17 protein-coding genes and 1 tRNA gene are annotated in these 20232 nt (G+C 43.6%); 6 read left to right on the forward strand and 12 right to left on the reverse strand.

Translation table 11 applies throughout. From position 1 onward, the window contains the following. The first annotated feature begins 313 nt into the window (after positions 1-313). The 4 genes from BJP37_RS24295 to BJP37_RS24310 all read left to right on the forward strand — a co-directional run bounded on the left by BJP37_RS24295 (position 314) and on the right by BJP37_RS24310 (position 4744). Positions 314-1333, forward strand: coding sequence for a DUF3179 domain-containing protein (locus BJP37_RS24295; protein ID WP_075902629.1), 1020 nt, complete (start codon positions 314-316; stop codon positions 1331-1333). Between the two features lie 149 nt (positions 1334-1482). Continuing rightward, positions 1483-2247: a glycosyltransferase family 2 protein gene (locus BJP37_RS24300; protein WP_075902631.1), complete on the forward strand. Its 765-nt coding sequence runs from the start codon at positions 1483-1485 to the stop codon at positions 2245-2247. 13 nt (positions 2248-2260) lie between these two features. Beyond that, entirely contained in the window at positions 2261-3832 is a 1572-nt protein-coding gene (locus BJP37_RS24305; RefSeq protein ID WP_229415435.1) for a glycosyl transferase family 2, read from the forward strand. Between the two features lie 60 nt (positions 3833-3892). Then, positions 3893-4744: a DUF547 domain-containing protein gene (locus BJP37_RS24310; protein WP_075902633.1), complete on the forward strand. Its 852-nt coding sequence runs from the start codon at positions 3893-3895 to the stop codon at positions 4742-4744. A gap of 117 nt (positions 4745-4861) precedes the next feature. Here the strand turns inward: BJP37_RS24310 and argJ are convergent, their stop codons facing one another. Beyond that, the gene (argJ, locus tag BJP37_RS24315) at positions 4862-6103 is read right to left on the reverse strand and encodes a bifunctional ornithine acetyltransferase/N-acetylglutamate synthase (protein ID WP_075902635.1); all 1242 of its coding nucleotides are present in this window, start codon (positions 6101-6103) and stop codon (positions 4862-4864) included. Between the two features lie 308 nt (positions 6104-6411). Continuing rightward, complete coding sequence (gene gatB, locus BJP37_RS24320; protein ID WP_075902637.1) at positions 6412-7899, reverse strand: Asp-tRNA(Asn)/Glu-tRNA(Gln) amidotransferase subunit GatB; 1488 nt, start codon at positions 7897-7899, stop codon at positions 6412-6414. Between the two features lie 774 nt (positions 7900-8673). Here gatB and BJP37_RS24325 point away from each other — a divergent pair. Then, complete coding sequence (locus BJP37_RS24325) at positions 8674-8889, forward strand: hypothetical protein (protein WP_075902639.1); 216 nt, start codon at positions 8674-8676, stop codon at positions 8887-8889. Between the two features lie 179 nt (positions 8890-9068). Here BJP37_RS24325 and BJP37_RS24330 read toward each other — a convergent pair whose 3' ends face one another. From BJP37_RS24330 to BJP37_RS24350, 5 genes are all read right to left on the reverse strand, one after another. After that, positions 9069-10292 (reverse strand): LL-diaminopimelate aminotransferase, encoded by a 1224-nt coding sequence (locus tag BJP37_RS24330; protein WP_075902641.1) that lies wholly within the window; start codon positions 10290-10292, stop codon positions 9069-9071. 102 nt (positions 10293-10394) lie between these two features. Then, positions 10395-10718: a thioredoxin family protein gene (locus BJP37_RS24335; protein ID WP_075902643.1), complete on the reverse strand. Its 324-nt coding sequence runs from the start codon at positions 10716-10718 to the stop codon at positions 10395-10397. Between the two features lie 195 nt (positions 10719-10913). Beyond that, the gene (locus BJP37_RS24340) at positions 10914-11267 is read right to left on the reverse strand and encodes a DUF1257 domain-containing protein (protein WP_075902645.1); all 354 of its coding nucleotides are present in this window, start codon (positions 11265-11267) and stop codon (positions 10914-10916) included. A 152-nt stretch (positions 11268-11419) separates the two neighbouring features. Then, a complete protein-coding gene (gene ycf46, locus BJP37_RS24345) occupies positions 11420-12946 on the reverse strand; it encodes a stress-responsive protein Ycf46 (RefSeq protein ID WP_075902647.1) in 1527 nt (508 codons plus the stop codon). A gap of 117 nt (positions 12947-13063) precedes the next feature. Continuing rightward, positions 13064-13411, reverse strand: a complete 348-nt coding sequence (locus BJP37_RS24350; protein WP_075902649.1) for a slr0373 family blue light stress response protein — start codon at positions 13409-13411, stop codon at positions 13064-13066. Between the two features lie 1121 nt (positions 13412-14532). Here BJP37_RS24350 and BJP37_RS24355 point away from each other — a divergent pair. Then, complete coding sequence (locus BJP37_RS24355; protein ID WP_075902651.1) at positions 14533-15624, forward strand: hypothetical protein; 1092 nt, start codon at positions 14533-14535, stop codon at positions 15622-15624. A 391-nt stretch (positions 15625-16015) separates the two neighbouring features. Here the strand turns inward: BJP37_RS24355 and BJP37_RS37315 are convergent, their stop codons facing one another. The 5 genes from BJP37_RS37315 to BJP37_RS24375 form a co-directional block, all read right to left on the reverse strand. Then, positions 16016-16228 carry a hypothetical protein gene (locus BJP37_RS37315; RefSeq protein WP_143727770.1) on the reverse strand — a complete coding sequence of 71 codons (213 nt, stop codon included), beginning with the start codon at positions 16226-16228 and terminating at the stop codon, positions 16016-16018. Beyond that, positions 16199-16269 (reverse strand) — tRNA-Gly (locus BJP37_RS24360). The genes BJP37_RS37315 and BJP37_RS24360 overlap by 30 nt, the downstream gene beginning before the upstream one ends. A gap of 346 nt (positions 16270-16615) precedes the next feature. Next, on the reverse strand, positions 16616-17551 hold the full coding sequence (locus BJP37_RS24365) for a hypothetical protein (RefSeq protein ID WP_143727771.1): 936 nt from the start codon (positions 17549-17551) through the stop codon (positions 16616-16618). A 335-nt stretch (positions 17552-17886) separates the two neighbouring features. Further along, positions 17887-18675, reverse strand: a complete 789-nt coding sequence (locus tag BJP37_RS24370; RefSeq protein WP_075902655.1) for an ABC transporter permease — start codon at positions 18673-18675, stop codon at positions 17887-17889. Positions 18676-18962: 287 nt separating this feature from the next. Beyond that, positions 18963-19964 carry an ABC transporter ATP-binding protein gene (locus BJP37_RS24375; RefSeq protein WP_075902657.1) on the reverse strand — a complete coding sequence of 334 codons (1002 nt, stop codon included), beginning with the start codon at positions 19962-19964 and terminating at the stop codon, positions 18963-18965. Positions 19965-20232: the final 268 nt, after the last annotated feature.

The following is a 20232-nucleotide window of genomic DNA, read 5'->3' on the forward strand; positions in this document are numbered from 1 at the left end:
TTGAGACTGATCAAGATTTTTCTGTATAATGCACTTTTTAAGAGTGGTCACTCCAGTAGGGTGCGTTAGGGACGTCCCGTAACGCACCACCCACGGAAAGCCTCTGATTTTCCGCCTCTGAGCGCCTGGGACAGCCCGTCCCGTAACGCACCACCCACGGGCTCACACTCATTTTCTGCTTCGTCCTCAGCCTTGGGACAGCCCGTCCGAAAATTGTAACAGGCAAGATGCCCGTTCCACCCATTGGGTCAAACAGCAAAAATGAGATACACCCTTAGGTTAGCAATGACATCTAGGCAAGGAAAGTAGGATTATGAATAAATTACTTAAAATAGCCCTCAGCACTACTTCCTTAGTTGGGCTGTGTTTGATGGCACTAGTCGTACAAGCCGGGAGCTGGGATAATTTCAAACTCCGTTACTTCCATCTCACTGCCTATCTCCACAACCAAGACCAAGAAATCACTGACCTCCAAAAACAAAATCTTAATCCAGCAAAATCCACTCGCATTAATTTAACGGAACTCCTCAATGGTGGTCCCCCAAAAGACGGTATTCCTAGTATCGATAATCCTAAGTTTGATACCGCTCAAACCACACCATTTTCTAAAACAGAAACTGTGATTGGTGTGGTAATTAATGGAGAAGCCAAAGCCTATCCTTTTGGGGTCATGAATTGGCATGAATTGGTGAATGACACAGTAGGTGGAGTTAATGTTAGTGTATCCTATTGTCCCCTTTGTGATACTATAGTTGCTTTTAATCGCAGCAATACAACCTACGGTGTTACAGGCAAACTTTATCAAAGTTGCCTAGTAATGTATGACCGTGCCGATGATACCCTTTACTCTCAACCTTGGGGGATGGGTATTATTGGTGCTAAAGTCAATCGTAATCTTAAAACAATTCCCGCTATCAAAACTACTCTTGGCGCTTGGTTAAGCAAGTATCCCAATAGTAAAATTCTATCCACTGACACAGGTTATAATCGGGATTACTTCAGCTATCCCTATGGTAGTTACTATACCGATAAGCAAATTATTTTTCCAGTCAGAAATCAACAACGACTTACGCTCCATCCCAAAGCTATTGTTAGCTATGTGTGGGAAGCGGATCAACAAACTCCTAAAAACCAATTTTCTGGGGCTAGCTATCAATTTGTCCATGATCAATTAAAAAAAGTGGGCGAAAAAGTTGTAGAATTCAATGGTCGTCCAATTAGAGCACGTTGGGATAGCCAACTTCAAACTGTATTAGTAGAAGAATTCGATGGCACTCCCATCCCCAGTTCAACTGCTTTTGCCTTTGTGTATGCAGCTTACTTTGGCAAATAATCTTACAGACCAGTAACTTCACCCAATTTAAAACTGCATTGCTAGCAAAAATACCGATATATTTGATTAACTCTTGCCTCTTGCCTTTTGCCTCTTGCCTTTCCTTAACCGATTCTGTTCACAACTAAAATAGAAATGCTGGATAACTCATGACTAATAACCACAATATCTTAGTAATTATCCCTGTTCTCAATGAAGAAACCACTATCACTGGGGTGATTAAGTCTCTTCAATCCTATAATTTGAACAATATTCGGGTAGTCGATAATGGCAGCACAGACAACAGTATTATAAAAGCAAAAGAAGCCGGTGCCGAGGTAATCTGTGAGCCTATTCCTGGTTACGGTCGAGCCTGTTGGCGGGGATTGCAGCAACTAGACCGAGATATTAATTGGATATTATTTTGTGATGGCGATGGGAGTGATGACTTAAGTTATTTACCCCAGTTTCTAGCTCAACAGCATAAGTATGACCTAATTTTAGGTAACCGCCGCGCCACAGTAGATGGACGTAAAGCGATGACCCCAGTGCAAAATTTTGGCAACTGGCTGGCTACCTTCCTGATCGGTTGGGGTTGGGGACACTGGTATCAGGATTTAGGACCATTGCGCCTAATTCGTCGTTCAGCTTTGGATGAAATCCAAATGCAAGATAGAGGATTTGGCTGGACAGTAGAAATGCAAGCCCGTGCCATCGAATGTGGTTTGCGAATCTGTGAAATTCCTGTTGGTTACCGTCGCCGACAAGGGGGACGCTCGAAAATATCTGGTACCCTTTCTGGTAGTGTCCAAGCAGGAACAATAATTTTGATGACTTTAGGTCGTCTATATCTACGTCGCCTTAAGCTTACCCAGGCAGATGGCACAATCGGTAAAAGTGTTAAAGATGGAATAGGGAATTTCCATCAATCCTAGTTTCACATCTCAAATGAAAACGCTATATATATGGCTTAGTTCTCTACTCCTGTTGTTAGGTTGTATCTTGATTGTGCCTCATGGGGATTTCCGAGAGGTGGGAGCTGTGCCTCGATTTTGGTTAGGTATCGGTGTAATCAGCTTAGGTTTTCTGTTGTCTTGGGGATTAAGCGTCTATACTAGATATCCTGCGGAAGTTGGTAACAGCAAACTTGGGATTTCCCAACAAGCAAAAAGAATTAACAACAGAATTAACAATAACAGTATCAAGACAAGACTTTGGCAACAGGTCTACAAAGGATTTACCAAATCTCTTAGTATCAAGTACTTCCGAAAACTCAAAACTCAGCACTCAGGACTAAATTTTTGGAGTACTACCATCCTAAGCAGGCTGCTACTCCTACCAATGTATCCTGGAGATGATGTATGGCGCTATCTATGGGAAGGGTATATTCAAACGTTAGGGTTTAGTCCATACCATTTGCCACCTAATGCTGCTGAACTGATTCCCTACCATACCGAATGGTGGTCACTAATCAATCATCCTACTGTTTCTGCTATCTATCCACCAGTAGCCCAATTGGGTTTCCGGCTCTTAGCGCTGATTGACCTTAAGGTTTGGTTGTTCAAAATTGCATTTATCTTAGCTGACTTATTAATCTGTTGGTTACTCAGTCGTCGATTTGGTTATCAACAGGCAATTTTCTATGCTTGGAATCCTTTAATCATTTACTCCTTTGCTGGTGGTGCTCATTACGACAGTTGGTTTATTTTACCCCTAGTTGCAGCTTGGTTAGTCTTTGACCGAAAAACAGAGAGTTTAAGGCAGACAAAAATAACAGAAATAGAGGAAAGGTTGGACAGTGGGACAGTAGCAGAAGGCTCCTCATTTACTAACCCCTTGATGTCTTCATCGGATCATTCCCTGACCTGGTGGCACTGGATTGCGTCGGCTTTGCTAGTAGGAATTAGTATGGCAGTGAAGTGGATGTCTTTGCCAATTTTAAGCTTTCTGACCTGGCAAGCTTTCCGAAAAGTAGGGGTAAAACTAGCAATAGTAGTGCTATTGTGCGGTTTCTTACCTTTTGGCATCACTGCTCTCCAATTTTGCTCTAGTGGAGAATGTCCTTTGATTCCTACTGGATCAGTGTTTGTATCCCATGGTCGCAGTGCGGAATTGATTCCTTATATTGTTAGCGAATATTGGCAACCCTCTCGCTGGGTTAATTGGATTTATGCTTTTCCCCTGGGGTTAACGGTAAGTTGGCTAATTTTGCGATCGCGCAATTTTCAACAATTTACGGAATGGTACTTTTTTTTCCTGCTAATCCTATCTCCGATTATCCATGCTTGGTACTTCACTTGGATAATTCCTTTTGCTGTTCCTTCTCAGAATCTGGGAGTACGTTTAGTCAGTATCTCTGCTTTTATTTACTTTGTACTTCAGCATCGCATTGCTTTAGGTAACTACAGCTGGTATCTAACTCCTCAGGAGCGATGGTGGCTATGGTTACCCTTTGTTTTGGGTTGGTTTTGGACCCATTACCGCAATCCTAATGTTGCTCTCAACCAAAACTCAGATTGATTAGCTTTAATCAAAATTGCCTAGGTCAAGCATTTTATTGGTTAAATCATCTGAACTACTATGAATACATCCAAGAGATTACTAACCCTACTTCCAACCCTGATTATTCTGACAAGTTGTACACTTTCCGTACCGATAAATCAAGCACCAGCACAAGAGTCCCAAGTAGAAGTAAATAGAGGCACTGACACGACTCTATTGAATTATGACGACTATGCTACTGTCTTAAAAACCTATGTCAACAATAAAGCGCTAGTTAATTACCAAGAATTGCAGAAAAATCCAGAGCAGCTGGAGACGTTTAATACCTCCTTAGGTGCTGTTGATCCTAGCACCTATCAGTCTTGGGATGAAGCAGAAAAGATTGCTTTCTTGATAAATGCTTACAACTCCTTTACTCTAGAATCAATTATTGACCAAAACCCTCTCAAAAAGAGTATTCGGGACATTAAAGGAGTCTGGAAAGGACGCGAATTCAACATTGCTGGAGAATCTAAAACCTTAGATAATATCGAACACAAGACACTGCGAACGCAATTCAACGAGCCCCGAATTCATATGGCTTTAGTTTGCGCCGCTATCAGTTGTCCTCCCTTAAGAAACGAACCTTTTACTGGGGAAAAACTCGATCAGCAACTGGATGACCAGACACAGAAATTTATAGTTAGTCCCCATGGCTTTCGTATTGATCGTCAAAAAGGTACCGTATATCTTTCTTCCATCTTTAAGTGGTTTGGGGAAGATTGGAAAAAAACCTATGGTATCGATGACAAATTTACTGGTAACGCTAATCAACGAGCGGTGTTAAACTTTATCAGTGACTACCTTAGTTCAGAGGATCAGGAGTATCTTGAGCGGGGGAATTACAAGATAAAATATCTGAACTATGATTGGTCTTTAAATAAGCAATAACTAATTAACCATAACCAACAACAATAACCAATTAACCATAACTAGGTTAATTAATTAATGATTAGTTAGTGATTTGTTATAGTTTGTTATTTTTTAAGACGTCTAAGGCAAGGCTGATCAAGTGGTATATTCCGCGTTAATCCTGACATAGTCATAACTCAAATCACAACCCCAAGCCTGACCAACACCATGACCATTGCCTACATTAACCTGAATTAAAACTGTATCTTCTTTAAGATAAGCACCAGCAGCAGCCTGCTTGAGATAATCACTAGCCTGTTGACGGTCAAACCCTAAGGGTTGACCATTGTCCATCAGCAAGACATCCCCTAACTGAATCCGCAGGTTTTCTTGCTCAAACGGTACTCCTGCACGGCCAGCGGCTCCGGCAATTCTGCCCCAGTTTGGATCTCGTCCAAAGATGGCAGACTTAACCAAGGATGACCCAACAATGGTCTTAGCAATTTGACGAGCCCCTTTATCATCCGGTGCGCCAGTCACTTGGACTTCAATCAAACAGGTTGCCCCTTCTCCATCCCGTGCGATCGCTTTTGCCAAATGCTGACATACTGCTGTCAGCATCCCCTCCAACTTCACAGCTGCTGGTCCAATTTCTGTAATCGCTGATGTTCGGGACTGACCATTAGCCAAGGCAATTAGAGTGTCATTGGTGCTGGTATCCCCATCTACCGTAATTTGATTAAAACTTTTATCCGCTGCCCGCTGTAACATCTGTTGCCACAGGGAAGTAGAAACTGCAGCATCACAGGTTACAAATGCTAGCATAGTCGCCATGTTGGGATGAATCATACCAGACCCCTTAGCAATACCACCCATCCTGACCGGACGGTCATCAATCATGGTTTCCATAGCAATGGATTTAGTGACTAAATCCGTGGTAATAATCCCTTGAGCTGCTGCATCGGAACCGGTTTCTGATGCTTGTGCTACCAATTGGGGAATTCCTGACAATAGAGCATCCATCTTGATTCGTTGACCAATCACCCCTGTCGATGCCAACAAAATCGACTTAGGGGAAACATTGAGTGCTTCACCCAAAGCTTTAGCACTAGCTAGAGCATCCTCCCAACCCTGCTCACCCGTTGCTGCATTGGCTTGTCCGGCATTACACAAAATAGCACGAGCACTAGCTTTAGACTGTAAGCGTTGACGGCAATAATCTACACAAGCAGCCCTGACATGACTGGTGGTGAACACCCCAGCTGCGATCGCATCCACCTCTGATAAAATCAACGCTAAGTCTGGCTGACCCGACGGTTTTAAACCTGCGGTAATCCCTGCTGCCTGATAGCCCCTGGGAGCTGTTATCCCACCACTAATCTCTTGCCAGTCCGACATGATGCCTCCATTTCAACCATAATTCATGCCCGATCCGGCATTATATCAACTCTTATGGACTTACGCACCAAGCGTATTGATCTGTAGCTTGATGTGTAGCCGTAATTTCCAGAATTGCTATAAAATCTCAAAACTTTACAAAAAAACAAAAAAAGGGGTTACACCCCTCATACAAAATAGTGTATATTTTGATATGTAGATGCACCCTGATGATCGGGAGGGTCACGTCAGTGACTCTCCTTTTCTTTGTTATTTGTGATTGGTAATTAGTGATTTAGTGATCAGCAACACCTGGCAAGCCCGTTGCCTCAATCACCCTTGAGCTTTTTGCCCAAAATTTGGTTAGTCAGCTTAGGATCAGCTCGTCCGCTAGTTTTCTTCATCACCTGTCCCACAAAGAAACCTTGCAGCTTGGTCTTACCATTGCGATACTGTTCGAGTTCCTTAGGATTGGCAGCCAGTACCTCATCAATAATGGTTGAGAGTTCATTTGGGTCAGAGATCTTAATCAAACCCTTACGTTCCACTAGTTCCCTAGCAGAACCCCCTTTAGAGAGTAATTCTGGCAAAATCTCCTTGGCAATCTTACCACTAATGGTGTCATTATCAATCAGGTTGATCAGTTCTGCCAGAGTCTCGGGTTTGAGAGCAATCTCTGTAATAGCCAGTTTCTCAGTCTTAAGATAAGCAGCAATATCTCCCATTACCCAGTTTGCCGCTTGTTTGGGATTAGCATTAGCAGCAACAGTTGTTTCAAAATACTCTGCCACTTGACGATCATCCGTCAACACCCGGGCATCATAGGCAGAAAGTCCCAGTTCACTTTCATAACGATGCCGCTTCTGGGCCGGAAGTTCTGCTAGCTCACTGCGCCATTGCTCTAATTGTTCCGTTGATACTTCAATCGGTGGTAAGTCAGGTTCAGGAAAATAGCGGTAATCGCTGGATCCTTCCTTAGTCCGCATACTAATGGTGCGTTGACTACCCTCTTCCCAAAGGCGAGTTTCTTGAATAATCGATTTTCCAGCTTCCACAGCTGCGATTTGCCGGTCAATTTCGTACTCAATCGCCTTCTGGATAGCATTGAAGGAGTTCATATTTTTGATTTCAACTTTGGTGCCAAACTCCTTCTGACCGACAGGACGTACAGATATATTGACATCACAACGCAGGGACCCTTCTTGCATGTTGCCATCACTGACACCGATGTAGCGTACAATCCGACGCAGCTCTTGAGCGTATTCTGCTGCCTCTTGACCAGAGCGCAGATCCGGTTCTGATACTATTTCAATCAGGGGTACCCCAGCACGGTTGAAATCTACTAGGGAATAGGTAGAACCAGCCAGTCGGTCACTACCAGCATGAACCAGTTTCCCCGCATCTTCCTCCATGTGTAGGCGAGTGATGCCAATGGTTTTACGGATAGGATTACCGTCATTATCAGACACTTCAATTTCCAGTGAGCCATGCTCAGCAATGGGCAAGTCGTATTGGGAAATCTGGTAGTTTTTGGGTAGGTCAGGATAAAAATACTGTTTCCGGTCAAATTTGCTGTAGGGAGCAATCTGGCAATTGAGTGCTAAACCCGCTTTGACAGCATATTCTAATACCTTTTGATTCAGAACCGGTAACACTCCTGGCATCCCCATACAAATTGGGTCAATATTGGTATTAGGGGTAGCACCAAATTTTGTGGAAGAGTTAGAAAAAATCTTGGTTTCGGTACTAAGCTGACAATGGGTTTCTAAACCAATGATTGCTTCGTATTGAGTTTTAGCTGGTGCAGCAGTAGTCATTGAATGTTACAATTAAGGGTTAAGTTTATTGATGGAACTTAAGGCATTTTTTGTCCAGTCTTCCCAATAATGTACACTATTTCATTAGCTACAGCGTCAATCCTTCCAATTATTGGCAGGATTCGAGTTGACAGTTTTTCTGTAATTTTTTGTCTTTTATGATTGGGAATTGTTAGACCTTTTTACATACCATTATTATAGCAAATGTGTCTTACGATCTAATCTTTAAAGTGGACTGTTAAATGGCTTTCTTTTTTTAACTAAATACTTACGTTTAATGGCTAGGCTAGCTGATTAAAATTAGAGACTGTTTATAAAGTAAATCTTAAGACAGCTGAATATTGGTGGGTTACGGCGGGCAGCTCTGTTAACAGGTGAGCTTTGACAGTACTAGCCGCCTAACCCACCCTACGTCAGGATTTAAGGAAAGTTTAACAAACAGTCTCGCTTTGCAGCAGCTACGGAAATAATCAATCAGCTCATCATCTTTCCCTTTTGTGATCATGAGTCTGCGAATATCACAGAATCATCCTAATGTCCAGATCACGTGGCTATGTTTTAGTCAGCCATTTTAGATTAATGTGACTAAAGATTCGACAGGTGCGACCCGTGGCGAATTTAATTCGCCAACGGAAAGCGCACCTAAGAAAACAAAGGTCTTTCATAAGCTAGGCGATGGACTTCGTCCCGCTTTCAGCGAACGCATATCAGCCTGCGATCGCCTTTCATCAAGGAATCATCCAGTGATCTTATTAGGTCAAATCAGGGGTAAGCATGACTAATCAACAAATTCCGCTAACAGAAGACTACACTCGCCCTTGGGCTCTTATGCGTCTACTGCCTAAATGCCAAAGGTACACAGTTGCTAGGTTCTTTAATCGTCAGGATGCTCATAACCATCTCCGATTTTTGGATCGGTATATGCCAGAAGCAGAGTTTGAAGTAGTTTTCGATCTGCCTGTGACTCAAGATACTAATCAGCTGCTTTGAGAAGTTAACAATAAATAACATCGGGCAATAAGATAGGGTGTAGGCAAACCTGTGGTTTTGACGCCCTTATTGCCCCATAGCTGATTAGGGTATAACCTAGTAAAAACTCATTGTGAGCTATTGCTCCTAATACCTTGTCCTAACCCTCAAGGCTAATTCGACAGAGTATTAGGCACCTATTAATAAGATTTCAAAAATCCTGAAATTCTCTCCACTGCTCTTTCCAAAACGTCTGGTTCCTGTACTAAGGCAAAACGCACATACCCTTCACCAGCCTTGCCAAAACCAGCTCCTGGAGCAGCAGCAACCCCAGTGGCTTCTACCAAGCTAGTACAAAATTTTACTGAGTTCCCTGCCCAAGGGTCTGGCAATTTTGCCCAGACATACATAGTGGCTCGTGGCACTGGCACTGACCAACCAATGCGGTTTAAAGCATGAACAAAGGCATCCCGCCGCTGTTGATAGGTGGTGACTACAGGTTTAACAATGTCTTGAGAACCATTCAACGCTGCGATCGCACCATTGAGAATCCCCCTGTATTGGTTAAAGTCAATTGCCGCTTTTACCTGCCGCAACGCTCGAATCAATTGAGCATTACCGATAGCATAGCCAATCCGGAAGCCTCCCATATTGTAAGACTTGGAAAAGCTAAAAAACTCAATCGATACAGTCTTCTCTGGGTCTGCTTGCAAAACTGAGGGAGCAACAGAGTTGGGATTGAGGGTTTCTGGGATTTTCCCGATCTGCTCGCCATTGCCTCTGGTATCTTCAAAAACGATATCAACGTAGGGAAAATCGTGAACTAATACCAGGTTATGGCACTGACAAAATGCCACTGCTTCCTTAAAAAAAGACAAGGGTGCGATCGCAGTAGTGGGATTATGGGGATAACTCAACACCATCATCCGTGCTTGAGCTAGCACTGCCTCGGGGATATCCTCAAATACAGGCAAAAAATTGTTTTCTGCCAATAGGGGCATCGGATAAATCTGACCACTGGCTAGGTGGACACCACCGGCATGGGAAGGATAGCCTGGGTCTTGTAGCAGAGCAAAATCCCCCGGATTAAGCACAGCTAAAGGTAAATGAGCTGTGCCTTCCTGAGAACCAATCAGTTGTAGCACCTCAGTTTCTGGGTCAACCGGAATACCAAATTTTTCAGTATACCAGCTAGCTGCTGCCTGACGAAACGCTCTAGTACCATGAAACAGCAAGTAACCGTGAGTGCTGGGCTCATACAACGAGGCTTCAATCGCAGCACACACATGGTTGGGAGCTGGTAAATCGGAAGACCCTAAGGATAGGTCAATGATTTCTTTCCCAGCAGCTGCCAACGCTTTGGCCTGATCCATATCGGCAAATACATTTGCTTGCAGGGGTTGTAAACGTTGGGCAAACTGCATTGTAATCTTAGTCTTTTTCTTTTGTCTATTTTTTTCGAGCCGTCACAAGCCTTTCCCATCGGTTGCGCTGGCTTTGCTCCCATTGCCCCTTACTGCCCTAATTTAAAGGTTCTCATCCAGCATAGTCTGCAATTGAGTTTTGGTAATTGCTCCCTCGTGGGATTTGGTCACCTCACCATTTTTAAACAGTCTTAGAGCAGGGACACCCTCTACCTTGCACTTGGCAACGGCATCTTCATGTTGGTCTACTTCCATCTTAATGACTTTTAAGCGATCGCTATAATTTTTAGCAACCCAGTCCACTGATGGCGATACTAAGCGGCATGGTCCACACCAATTTGCCCAGAAGTATACCAGTACTGGCTGCTGGGCTTTTAAAACTTCAATTTCAAAATCTTTATCTTCGATTTTAATCACATTACTCACAACGGTATCCCCTCAAAATACTAGATTAGACTCCATTCACACATTCTATATATTAAGCGCTCGAACTTTCCCCCAGCTCAAGCATGGGGGATTATAAAATCGAAATTTATACAATTGCATAAAAATTTGCACAAAAAAACGGGTTAACCCGCTATACAATTGGTCAACCCGTGAGCTTGGGAACGCCTAAATGGACTACTTTTGTAGCACCAACTTAACGTTGGCATTGTTTAGGCCACGCTGCTTGACTTCTGCCAAGGTCTTGTTAACGGCATACTTCTGGTTGATGGAGTTGATCAACTCGGTTTGGTTGTGCTTCTTAGCCACACCCCAAAGGTCAGCAATCAGGTCAAAGGTGCCATCACTGTTGCGAGACCAACCTAGATCATATTCGCCTTCGAGAACAGCAACCAAGTCAGCGCGAACTCGTTGACCATTGTAGCCGCGAACATCAGCTTCTGTCTTAACATTGATTCCCAGGTCACACAGGGAAGTCTTCAGGATTTCAGCATCGGAGATTTTAGTGCGCAGAGTGCTAAAGTGAGACATGTGGATTTCCTCCAGAAAAGGTATCAGAGAAACGACAACGTAGCGTTTTACTTTTATGGCTAGCCGCCCTCAACAATTACAAGCGGCTACTTATCAAACTGCTAGCAATTTTTTGCTAGCCTTTACTCCTGTTGGGAGCAGGAGAAAGCCTGTTAGAACTCCATACGCTGATATTCAGCTAGGGAGGATGCAGCAGGTCGCGCGCGTTGCCTAGCCCAGTCCCTCAGGGCTGCAACCTGCTCTGTCATCGTGCGCGATAGAGGCTGAGTTGATTTAATCGCGGCAATAATATCCAGTTGAGTAAACTCGCGGTCTTGAGCAAATGCCTCATACATCGCTGCCACCAGGGCTTGCTCAATCTCAGCCCCAGAAAAACCTTCAGAAACCTTAGCTAACTGTTCAATGTCAAAGCGGTCAATATCTCCACGCCGCTTTTTCAGGTGAATTTCAAAGATTTGCTGGCGTTCTTGGGTGTTGGGTAAATCAACAAAAAATATCTCATCAAAACGACCTTTGCGCAGGAATTCTCCTGGTAGGCGCTCGACTCGGTTGGCTGTCGCCATCACAAAGACTGGTGAGGTTTTTTCTTGCATCCAGGTCAGGAAAGAACCAAAGATTCGACTTGAAGTACCCCCATCAGAGTCAGAAGAACCGCTGCTACCAGCAAACGACTTATCAAGCTCATCTATGAAGAGAATAGCTGGAGAGATTGATTCTGCCGTCTTCAAAGCATTGCGTAGGTTAGCTTCCGAGCGCCCTACCATCGAGCCATCGTATACCCGCCCCATATCCAGGCGCAATAGTGGCAGACCCCATAAACGAGACGTAGTTTTGGCAATCAGAGATTTACCACAGCCAGGAACCCCTAGAATCAACATTCCCTTCGGTTGAGGCAAACCATATTCTCTCGCCCTCTCTGTAAAGGCATTAGAGCGCTGCTTCAGCCAACGCTTCAGTTCCTCTAACCCTCCTATAGAATCGAGGGTTTCATCTTCTTCGATATACTCTAGGATACCGTTGCGGCGGATGATCTGCTTCTTCTCGGATAGAACAATATCGACTTCAGCTTCAGTAAGACGACCAGCTTTAACGTAGGCTTTGCGATAAACCTTCTCTGCTTCATCGCGGGTCAAGCCTAATGCTGCTTTGAGCAGCTTTTCCCTAGTTTCTGTAGTCGTTCGGCGAGTTTTACTCTGATCCAGTTGGTGGGATAGGACTTGGTTAAGTTCCTTAAGGTTTGGTAGGGGAAAGTCAAGCACGACCACTTCCTTTTCCAACTCAATAGGAATCTGCTGCACCGGCGACATTACGATGATAGACTTTTTAAGAGACTTCTTAGCTTCCTCCCTAAAGCTTGCCATCGCATCCCGCAACCATCGGGTAGTTGCTGGTGCATCTATAAAGGGATGTAAGTCCTTAAAGATGTATATACCAGGTTCTTTTTGTTGAATTACCCACTGAACTGCTGCCTCAGGAGAGACCGTATTGTGCTGAGTGGTGTGGCGTGATTGACCATACTCAACAATCCCGTGAGTGACGGTCCAAACGAAGACTCGTTGCTGTTGAGACTTCCTTTGAGCAATCATTGCTATTGCCCTCTCTGCCCGCTCCTCCTCGGGAGTCACGAGGTAGATTAGAGGATATTGAGCTTGAATGAGAACGTTTATCTCTTCTTGCATAACTCTACCTAATATTAGAGACGGCTTACAACTGCCCAAACATCTTCAACTGAACCACTGAGCTAACTAAGTGTGCTCTGCGAGTAGATTAATTTGTCTACCTTAACTTTGGCTACCTTAACAAGGAACCAATTCCTCTTCTCCGTGAGAATCGGTACTGGAGCATACTTTTGCTGTTACCTTTTCTACTGGGAGTTCTTCCGATATCACACCAGGTTGGTTTTTCAGAGCAACTAATTTTCCCTCTGAGAGAACCAAGTCACTAGAACACTCAGGACAGGGGTATACTTTATGGGTTTGTCCATATTGGTCTACCTCTTCAACCACATCTTGATGTTCTATGTAGAATATAATCGCCCTCTCAACCATAGCTGACATTGATTCAGAATCAACAGCCGCTTTAATTTTGAGCCGGCGGTGCAATCCTGGTGGAAGATAAAGAGTAACTTTTTGCTTGTCTTGCATATATTTTTTATATCGTTGTACCCGGGTATGTATTTAACCTTATCGGCTTCCTCTCTAGCTGTCAAGACATTTAGCTGGTATGACAGCTAAATTGTTACATTACTTAATATTATGATGGAAGGAAGATGGTTATCTAATGGATAAGGAATAGCATAAGGCGCGCCTGTAGTTAGCAACGGATGCAGCACGATCAAAGGGAGCAATTGTGAAGCCAAAGACTTTCTCGACGGGGCTGGAGAGCGATTCAGCAAGGGAACAGGGGAGGCAGCGCGGTCAAAGGGAGGCAGCGCCGACCTGCGGGGGGTTTCCCCCGGAGACGAAACCTGATTACGTTGAGCCTTTATAGTTGATAGGCTCAAAGACGCGCGCCTTAGAATAAGGCAGCCAAAATGGTTGGTCGGCTATGGGAAAAAGGGTTAAAACTTATTGATTAAGGCTGCCTTATTCTTACGGTAACTTCAAATGCATAAAAGGGTTAAAACTTATTGATTAAGGCGAGCCTGTCTTACGGTAACTTCTAACCACTCGCGCTTTGCATGGCTGACAGGTGCGGAAGCAAGTTCCGAACACAGACCCATGCGCCATGAGCGACTGTATCAAGACAAGAGTTAAGCATTCATTTAATCTGAGTTACGTCCGAGGGTCGAAGCCTGTGCCACAAAGCTGTTAGCGTAGCGTCCCCAACGGCCAAGGGGTTTTAGCCAAACTTTAAATTCTCATTAATCTCGAACTATTAAATTCTCCTGTTTGCGTATCGGCGCACCCTAGGCGAACGAGGTTTATTTTAAGGATTAGGCTGACAGCACCTCAAGTAGCGTGGTCTAAGGCCAACGGCTGAGTGCTTACGATTTTATGTCTCTAACAATGGGATGCACCTACTCCAATTACCCATTACCCATTAAAAAGTAATAATTACTAATTATCAGTTACCCATTACCTATTATTAATGATATTTATTTGTTGTAAATCTACCGAATAATTGCTATTGGATATTAGTTGTCATGGAGTGCTCTACAGCTTTTTTAAAGCTTTCACAATTAATTGTTGGATTTAACGCCACAAGTAAAAATTTACTTAAAGGGATTATAGAAATAATTTTTTAGACATCTGAGGAACAAGCTTTGCTGATCAACACTCCAAGATTCAACAAAACATCGGTTGAGCGCTTAGTCAATTTTTGGGCAAATCGCTATGTACCAGATTTATCAATTATCGCTAAAAATAATGATTTTTTAAAGATTTCTGATTTGCTAGACGTTGCTTCTAGAAAGGGGCGCACTCAAACAGTTACCAAGTTACAGCGTTTAATCCAAATTAATTGTGAGTGTGCAGGAATTAAAACAGATGCTATGTTCTCCTATATTCCTAATGTGGTTAATTTGACTGAGGCTAAGCGAATTGCTGAATTTGTTGGCTCGGTTTACGAAAAGGTACTAGAAATTTACCAGGAGCAATCACCGAATTCTAGTTTAATGGCAGCAATACGACTAGGAGAGACAATTAATTTCTTCACAGATTTCTCTAGCCCGTGGACAATGGTAGCGCTAGAATTGCCAGCCATAGAAAAGTTAGCCACCTCTCTCGAACCTGTATTGCGGCAACTGCGGGAGAAACATATATCAGCAAAAGACCGTCGCGCCATTGGTTTTGTTACTACACAGTTTCACTTCAGCACTAAATTAGTACTCAATCGGCTGACATTACCAGAACAAATTTTGCTCAGTCCCTACTTTAAGTTTGTGGAGGAGCAAGTTTCTATCCCCTGGCAACGAATCTGTAATGCAGCGGCTTTGCATGATTTTAACTCACCTACCTTAGCGTTAGTCGAGCAAGTCTTACCTGCTAGTCAGGATATTGCTCAGACTGTCTACCAACGCACAGAGCAATTGCACTCTGATCATTTTAGCCGTCGGGGAGGGCTGGACGATCCAGGAATTAAGGCTTCGACTATCAGAGATTTAGAAATGTTCCAGGGTTACCTATGGCTATGTGCTTTGGAAGGGAATATGACATCAATAGAACAGGAACTGTTGCCGTTGTGTTTACTGGTATTTCCTAGTGTAGACGTAAGTTGGAAACTGGCGGAAAAAATGTTGCAGTTACTGGTGGATGAACTAAACGCTCGTGTAGAGTCAGATCAGCTTTCCCTGTTGCTTCCTTATACTCAAAGACTGCTGGAGTTATTCTCTGACCTGGAGCAGAAGGCGTTATGATATCATGTAGCACTTCTCAATTGGTTGAGGGAATTTTATCTTGGGTTAATGCTTGGGTTAATGGGAGTAGCAAGTAGCAAGTAGCAAGTAGCAAGTAGCAAGTAGCAAGTAGGAATTCCCCCTTGCCCCCCCATGGCCAGATCGGGCTGTTTCATACTCAGGTAGATCTACTTAAACAAAAAATGGCAATCGCCTCGATTTTTCTAAAATTATTTTAGATATTAAGAGTCTAGTTAAAAAAATAAAATAACTAAAATAAGTCAAGTAATTTTCCAGCAAACGAGGAAGATACATCCCTTATATCTCCTAGTATTGCTAATACTTTTAACACCAATTCATCGATACTTATGATATAGAAAAATCGACGATTTTTCTAAAAAAAAAATAACACCTAATTGTTCAGTAGATGCTGACGGGGGGATTTGAGATTGCGATGCTCTTTCAGAGCCGCTACGGGATTGGCCGTAGGCCACGCTACGCGATGAAGCGTTCGCAAAGCGTGGCCTACGGCCTCAGCTTCCGCTAAAAGGGAACGGATTAAACCTGTAATAATATATACAACTTGTATACTAAGAGCGGATGGGGGGAATCGAACCCCCATCATCAGCTTGGAAGGCTGAGGTTTTACCACTAAACTACATCCGCACTGTTTCCAGTACTTTTAGCATCATAACATAACAAAATCAAAATGCCACCTTTTTTAGAGCTAATTTGTAAAGTAAATATTAATAAGCTTGAAAGCCTTGCTATGATTGTCTTTTAGTTATTAAATAGTTCAATTGTTCTAGTTTAGTGCAAGCCTTATCATACAAGGTTTAGTGCGAGTTTACAAATCAGCTCTTAGATCAAAAATCAGGACTATTGCCTATGGCCTCTTGCCTCTTGCCTCTTGCCTCTTGCCTCTTGCCTTCCCCTCCTGGGAGGGGTTAGGGGTGGGTTCCTCTTGCCTCTTGCCTCTTGCTAGCATGCCTCTTGCCTCTTGCTAGCATGCCTATTGCCCATTGCCTCTTGCCTCTTGACTAATGGTGAGTTGGAAGCGATAAGCTTGGACAACTGGTTGACCTGCCATGTAAGTAGGGGCAAACAGCCAATGGCGAATCACCTGCTGAGCGAGTTGCTGAGCCTGATCAATACTAATATTGCCTTGCTGCACTTGAATATAGTCCGCTAGCAGTTCCGGTTTACCATTGGAATCAATTAACACCACCACCTTCAACACTAACTCTTCCGATAAATCAATACCTGTCAAATTCAGCTCCTCAGCGGAAAATTCGGTTTTGTTAGCTGGTAGCGGTAGAGCCAATTGGTCTGGAATATCCCGATTGGGATTAGTCAGACCAAATTGACTCATCTTAGCCAGAAAGGTATCTTTTGATGCCGACTCTTCTAGGATGCTGGAAGCCGGTGGCTGAATCGGTGGTGGCAGAGGTAAGGGTAAAGGTAGCGGCCTTTGGATGACTGGAATAGGCTTAACAGGAGTGATCGGAGTTGTTGGTTCAGGTGCGGGTACAGGTATAGTTAATTCATAAGATGTTGGCAGTGCTAGCTCTTTAACGGGTAAGCTTTCCTCTGTTGGTGTTCGCTCTAAGTCAGGCTCAGTGACATCAATGGTAGAGTTAGAGACAGTTTGGTGATTAAAATTCCTATCTGACCTAGGACTAGTTAGAGCTGTTGATGGGTCTTCTGGTGATGTCTCTTGCTCAGCTATGTCTTCCGGAATGATAGGAATCAGATCGATGGCAATCAAATCCTGACTGGGTGGCGAACTTTCCAAGCGCCCCATCAAGAGCATATACAGTATCGACAAGAAGCATAGATGAATGACAACAGACGCCAAAACCATGGCCAACCATAGCATTGGCCCGTTAAAGTGACGTGGTTCAGGTAAATTAGGGGGATTATTTGGGGGCAAACGTTTTAGGGTCATTCGTTGCTAGAGCGTTGCTCGAGTCTTGTAATTGTGTAAGCTATCAGCTATAAGCACCTCAGCTGTCTGCTAAGGCAATCCAACGCCTGATCAATAAAAAGAGTCCCTGAATCATGAATAGCTGATAGCTGATACCCCAGAACTGAATCATCATGTAATTTTATACTTTGGATTGGTCGAATATATAGCGTTAATCATACTTATCAGGGACATTAATCCTTATCAGGTAAATTTAATATGCAGTCCCTGATCTGACTCCCCATCTCCCTATCTCCCTATCTCCCTATCTCCCCACACTTTCCACGCTTCCCACACTTCCCACACTTCCATTACGATCAAGCTCCCATGCCAGAGTAATGCTTTAACCCTTTACGCCATAACCAGCGGTTGACTAGGAAAAATATCAAACTCCAACCTAGAATCACCAATATTCCCCCTACCACATTCACAGGTAAACCAATCAACAGTGCTGCTGGGAAATGAATCAGATAAGGAAAGGGTGTCCACTGGGCAATTTCCCTTACCAAAGGAGGAAAGACTTCCAACGGAGCAATTAACCCAGAAAGAAATAAGTAGAGCAAAAATGATAATTCTTCAATAGCACTAGCCCGTTCTGTCCAAAAGGCGAACATGGCAAAGGTATACTGCATCAAAAAGCGTAGGGCAAAGCTCATTGCCACCACCAGGCAACCGAGTAACAAATTGCCAAGATTCGGTACCCAAGCTGCTTCGGGATACAGCAGGAAAAACAAACCGATTAGCCCTAGGTTAAACGGCATACGGATAAATCGTTCTGCTAAGTGAGCGGCTACCTGATGCCACACTGGATCAATTGGCTGTAGTAATCGTGGGGAAAGCTTCCCTTGCAACACTTGTTCTTGAAATTCGAAAATCACCCATACCAAGTTGAACTGGCGGATAAAAAACACTGAGATAAAGTAACGGGCAAATTCTATAGAATTCAGACCAAAGTCTGCGTCTTGGGATGCCTTGGTCCAAATCCCCATTAGAATCAGAGGTAACAGATTCGACAGTACCCAAAAAAATATTTCTGCCCGATACTCCATCATATGGGCGTAATAAACACTGAGGAAGGTTGTTATGATTTTTAGGACGCGCTTCATTTATTTTTGATTTAGGGAGTAGGGATTAGGGAGTCGGGAGTCGGGAGTCGGGAGTCGGGAGTCGGGAGTCGGGAGTCGGTAACTTCCAATCAAAAAATTCTTCATTCTTCATTCTTCATTCTAAATTCTTAATTCTTCATTCTTCATTCTAAATTCTAAATTCTTCATTCTTCATTCTAAATTCTTAATTCTTCATTCTAAATTCTTAATTCTTCATTCTAAATTCTTAATTCTTAATTCTACATTCTGACCAACAACCTTTAACCAGCTAACCTTTGCAGCCAAGTTTAGTTTATTACTCCTGTCTGGAAAACACGACCAATAACTTCTTCAATGGGAGGGTCAGTTACGCTTAAATCTATTACCTCCAGCTCAGCCAGAATCCGAGCCACAGTCTCGGTAAGCACTTCCCGACGCACTAGCAAACGCACGTGGTGACCATCTACTTCTTTGAGTTCACCATAGCGCTGTAAAAACATATCCTGACTAGTCTTTACCTCAGGTAAGGGCTGGGCAAGTTCTACGGTGACCTCACGATAGGGAGCAAAGCGCTCAAGTAATCCATCTAGAGAGCCATCGTAAATCAGCCGACCTTCATGGATTAATAGCACCCGTTGGCAAAGAGCAGTGATATCAGCCATGTAGTGACTGGTTAAGAGTATTGTTGCTCCTGTGCGTTGGTTGTACTCCCGCAAGAAATCCCGTACGGCCAATTGAGCATTGACATCTAATCCTAAGGTAGGTTCATCTAAAAATAGGACTTGGGGTTGGTGTAGCAATGCTGCTAGTAGTTCGGCTTTCATGCGCTCTCCTAGGGAGAGTTTTCGTACTGGCTGAGTGAGTTTCCCTTCTAGGGACAGCATCTCGGTCAGTTCCCCAACTCTATACCTATAGTCTTGATCAGAAATACCATAGACAGCGGCATTGATTCTCAGGGAATCTAGGGCTGGTAAGTCCCAAAGCAACTGTTGCTTCTGCCCCATAACTAGGGTAATTTTTTTCAAAAAGCCTGGTTGACGTCGTTTGGGAATGCAATCTACAACTCTGACTCGACCCTGAGACGGATGAATCAGTCCAGTGAGCATCTTGAGAGTAGTGGTTTTGCCAGCACCATTGGGCCCTAAGAATCCGACTACTTCTCCAAAGCCAATTTCAAAGGAAACGTCTTGTACAGCTTTGACTGAACGGTAGGTACGGCGGAAGAAATGGTTTAAGGTACCTTTTAGTCCTGGTTGTTTGATTGCTACTGGGTAGATTTTGCTGAGGTTTTCGACAATAACAATAGACATATAGGAAAGGGGAAAGGGAACAGGGAATAGGGAATAGGGAGTAGGGAATAGGGAGTCGGGAGTCGGGAGTCGGGAGTCGGCTTTTAACCTAAGCTATTGGTTATTGCCAATTAAGGTTAAGGTTGTCGAATTTTCCTTGTTAAATCATCTGCTGCCAATGGCTATATGATCAACGATACCCAGCTTGGGACGATGTCAGACTTGATTGACTCACCTAGTTTCCCATTGTGAAAGTACAGTTGACCAGGGATTGATTACTCAATTAGGA

Origin of the sequence: Moorena bouillonii PNG, from assembly GCF_001942495.1 — a bacterium.
GTDB lineage: Bacteria > Cyanobacteriota > Cyanobacteriia > Cyanobacteriales > Coleofasciculaceae > Moorena > Moorena bouillonii.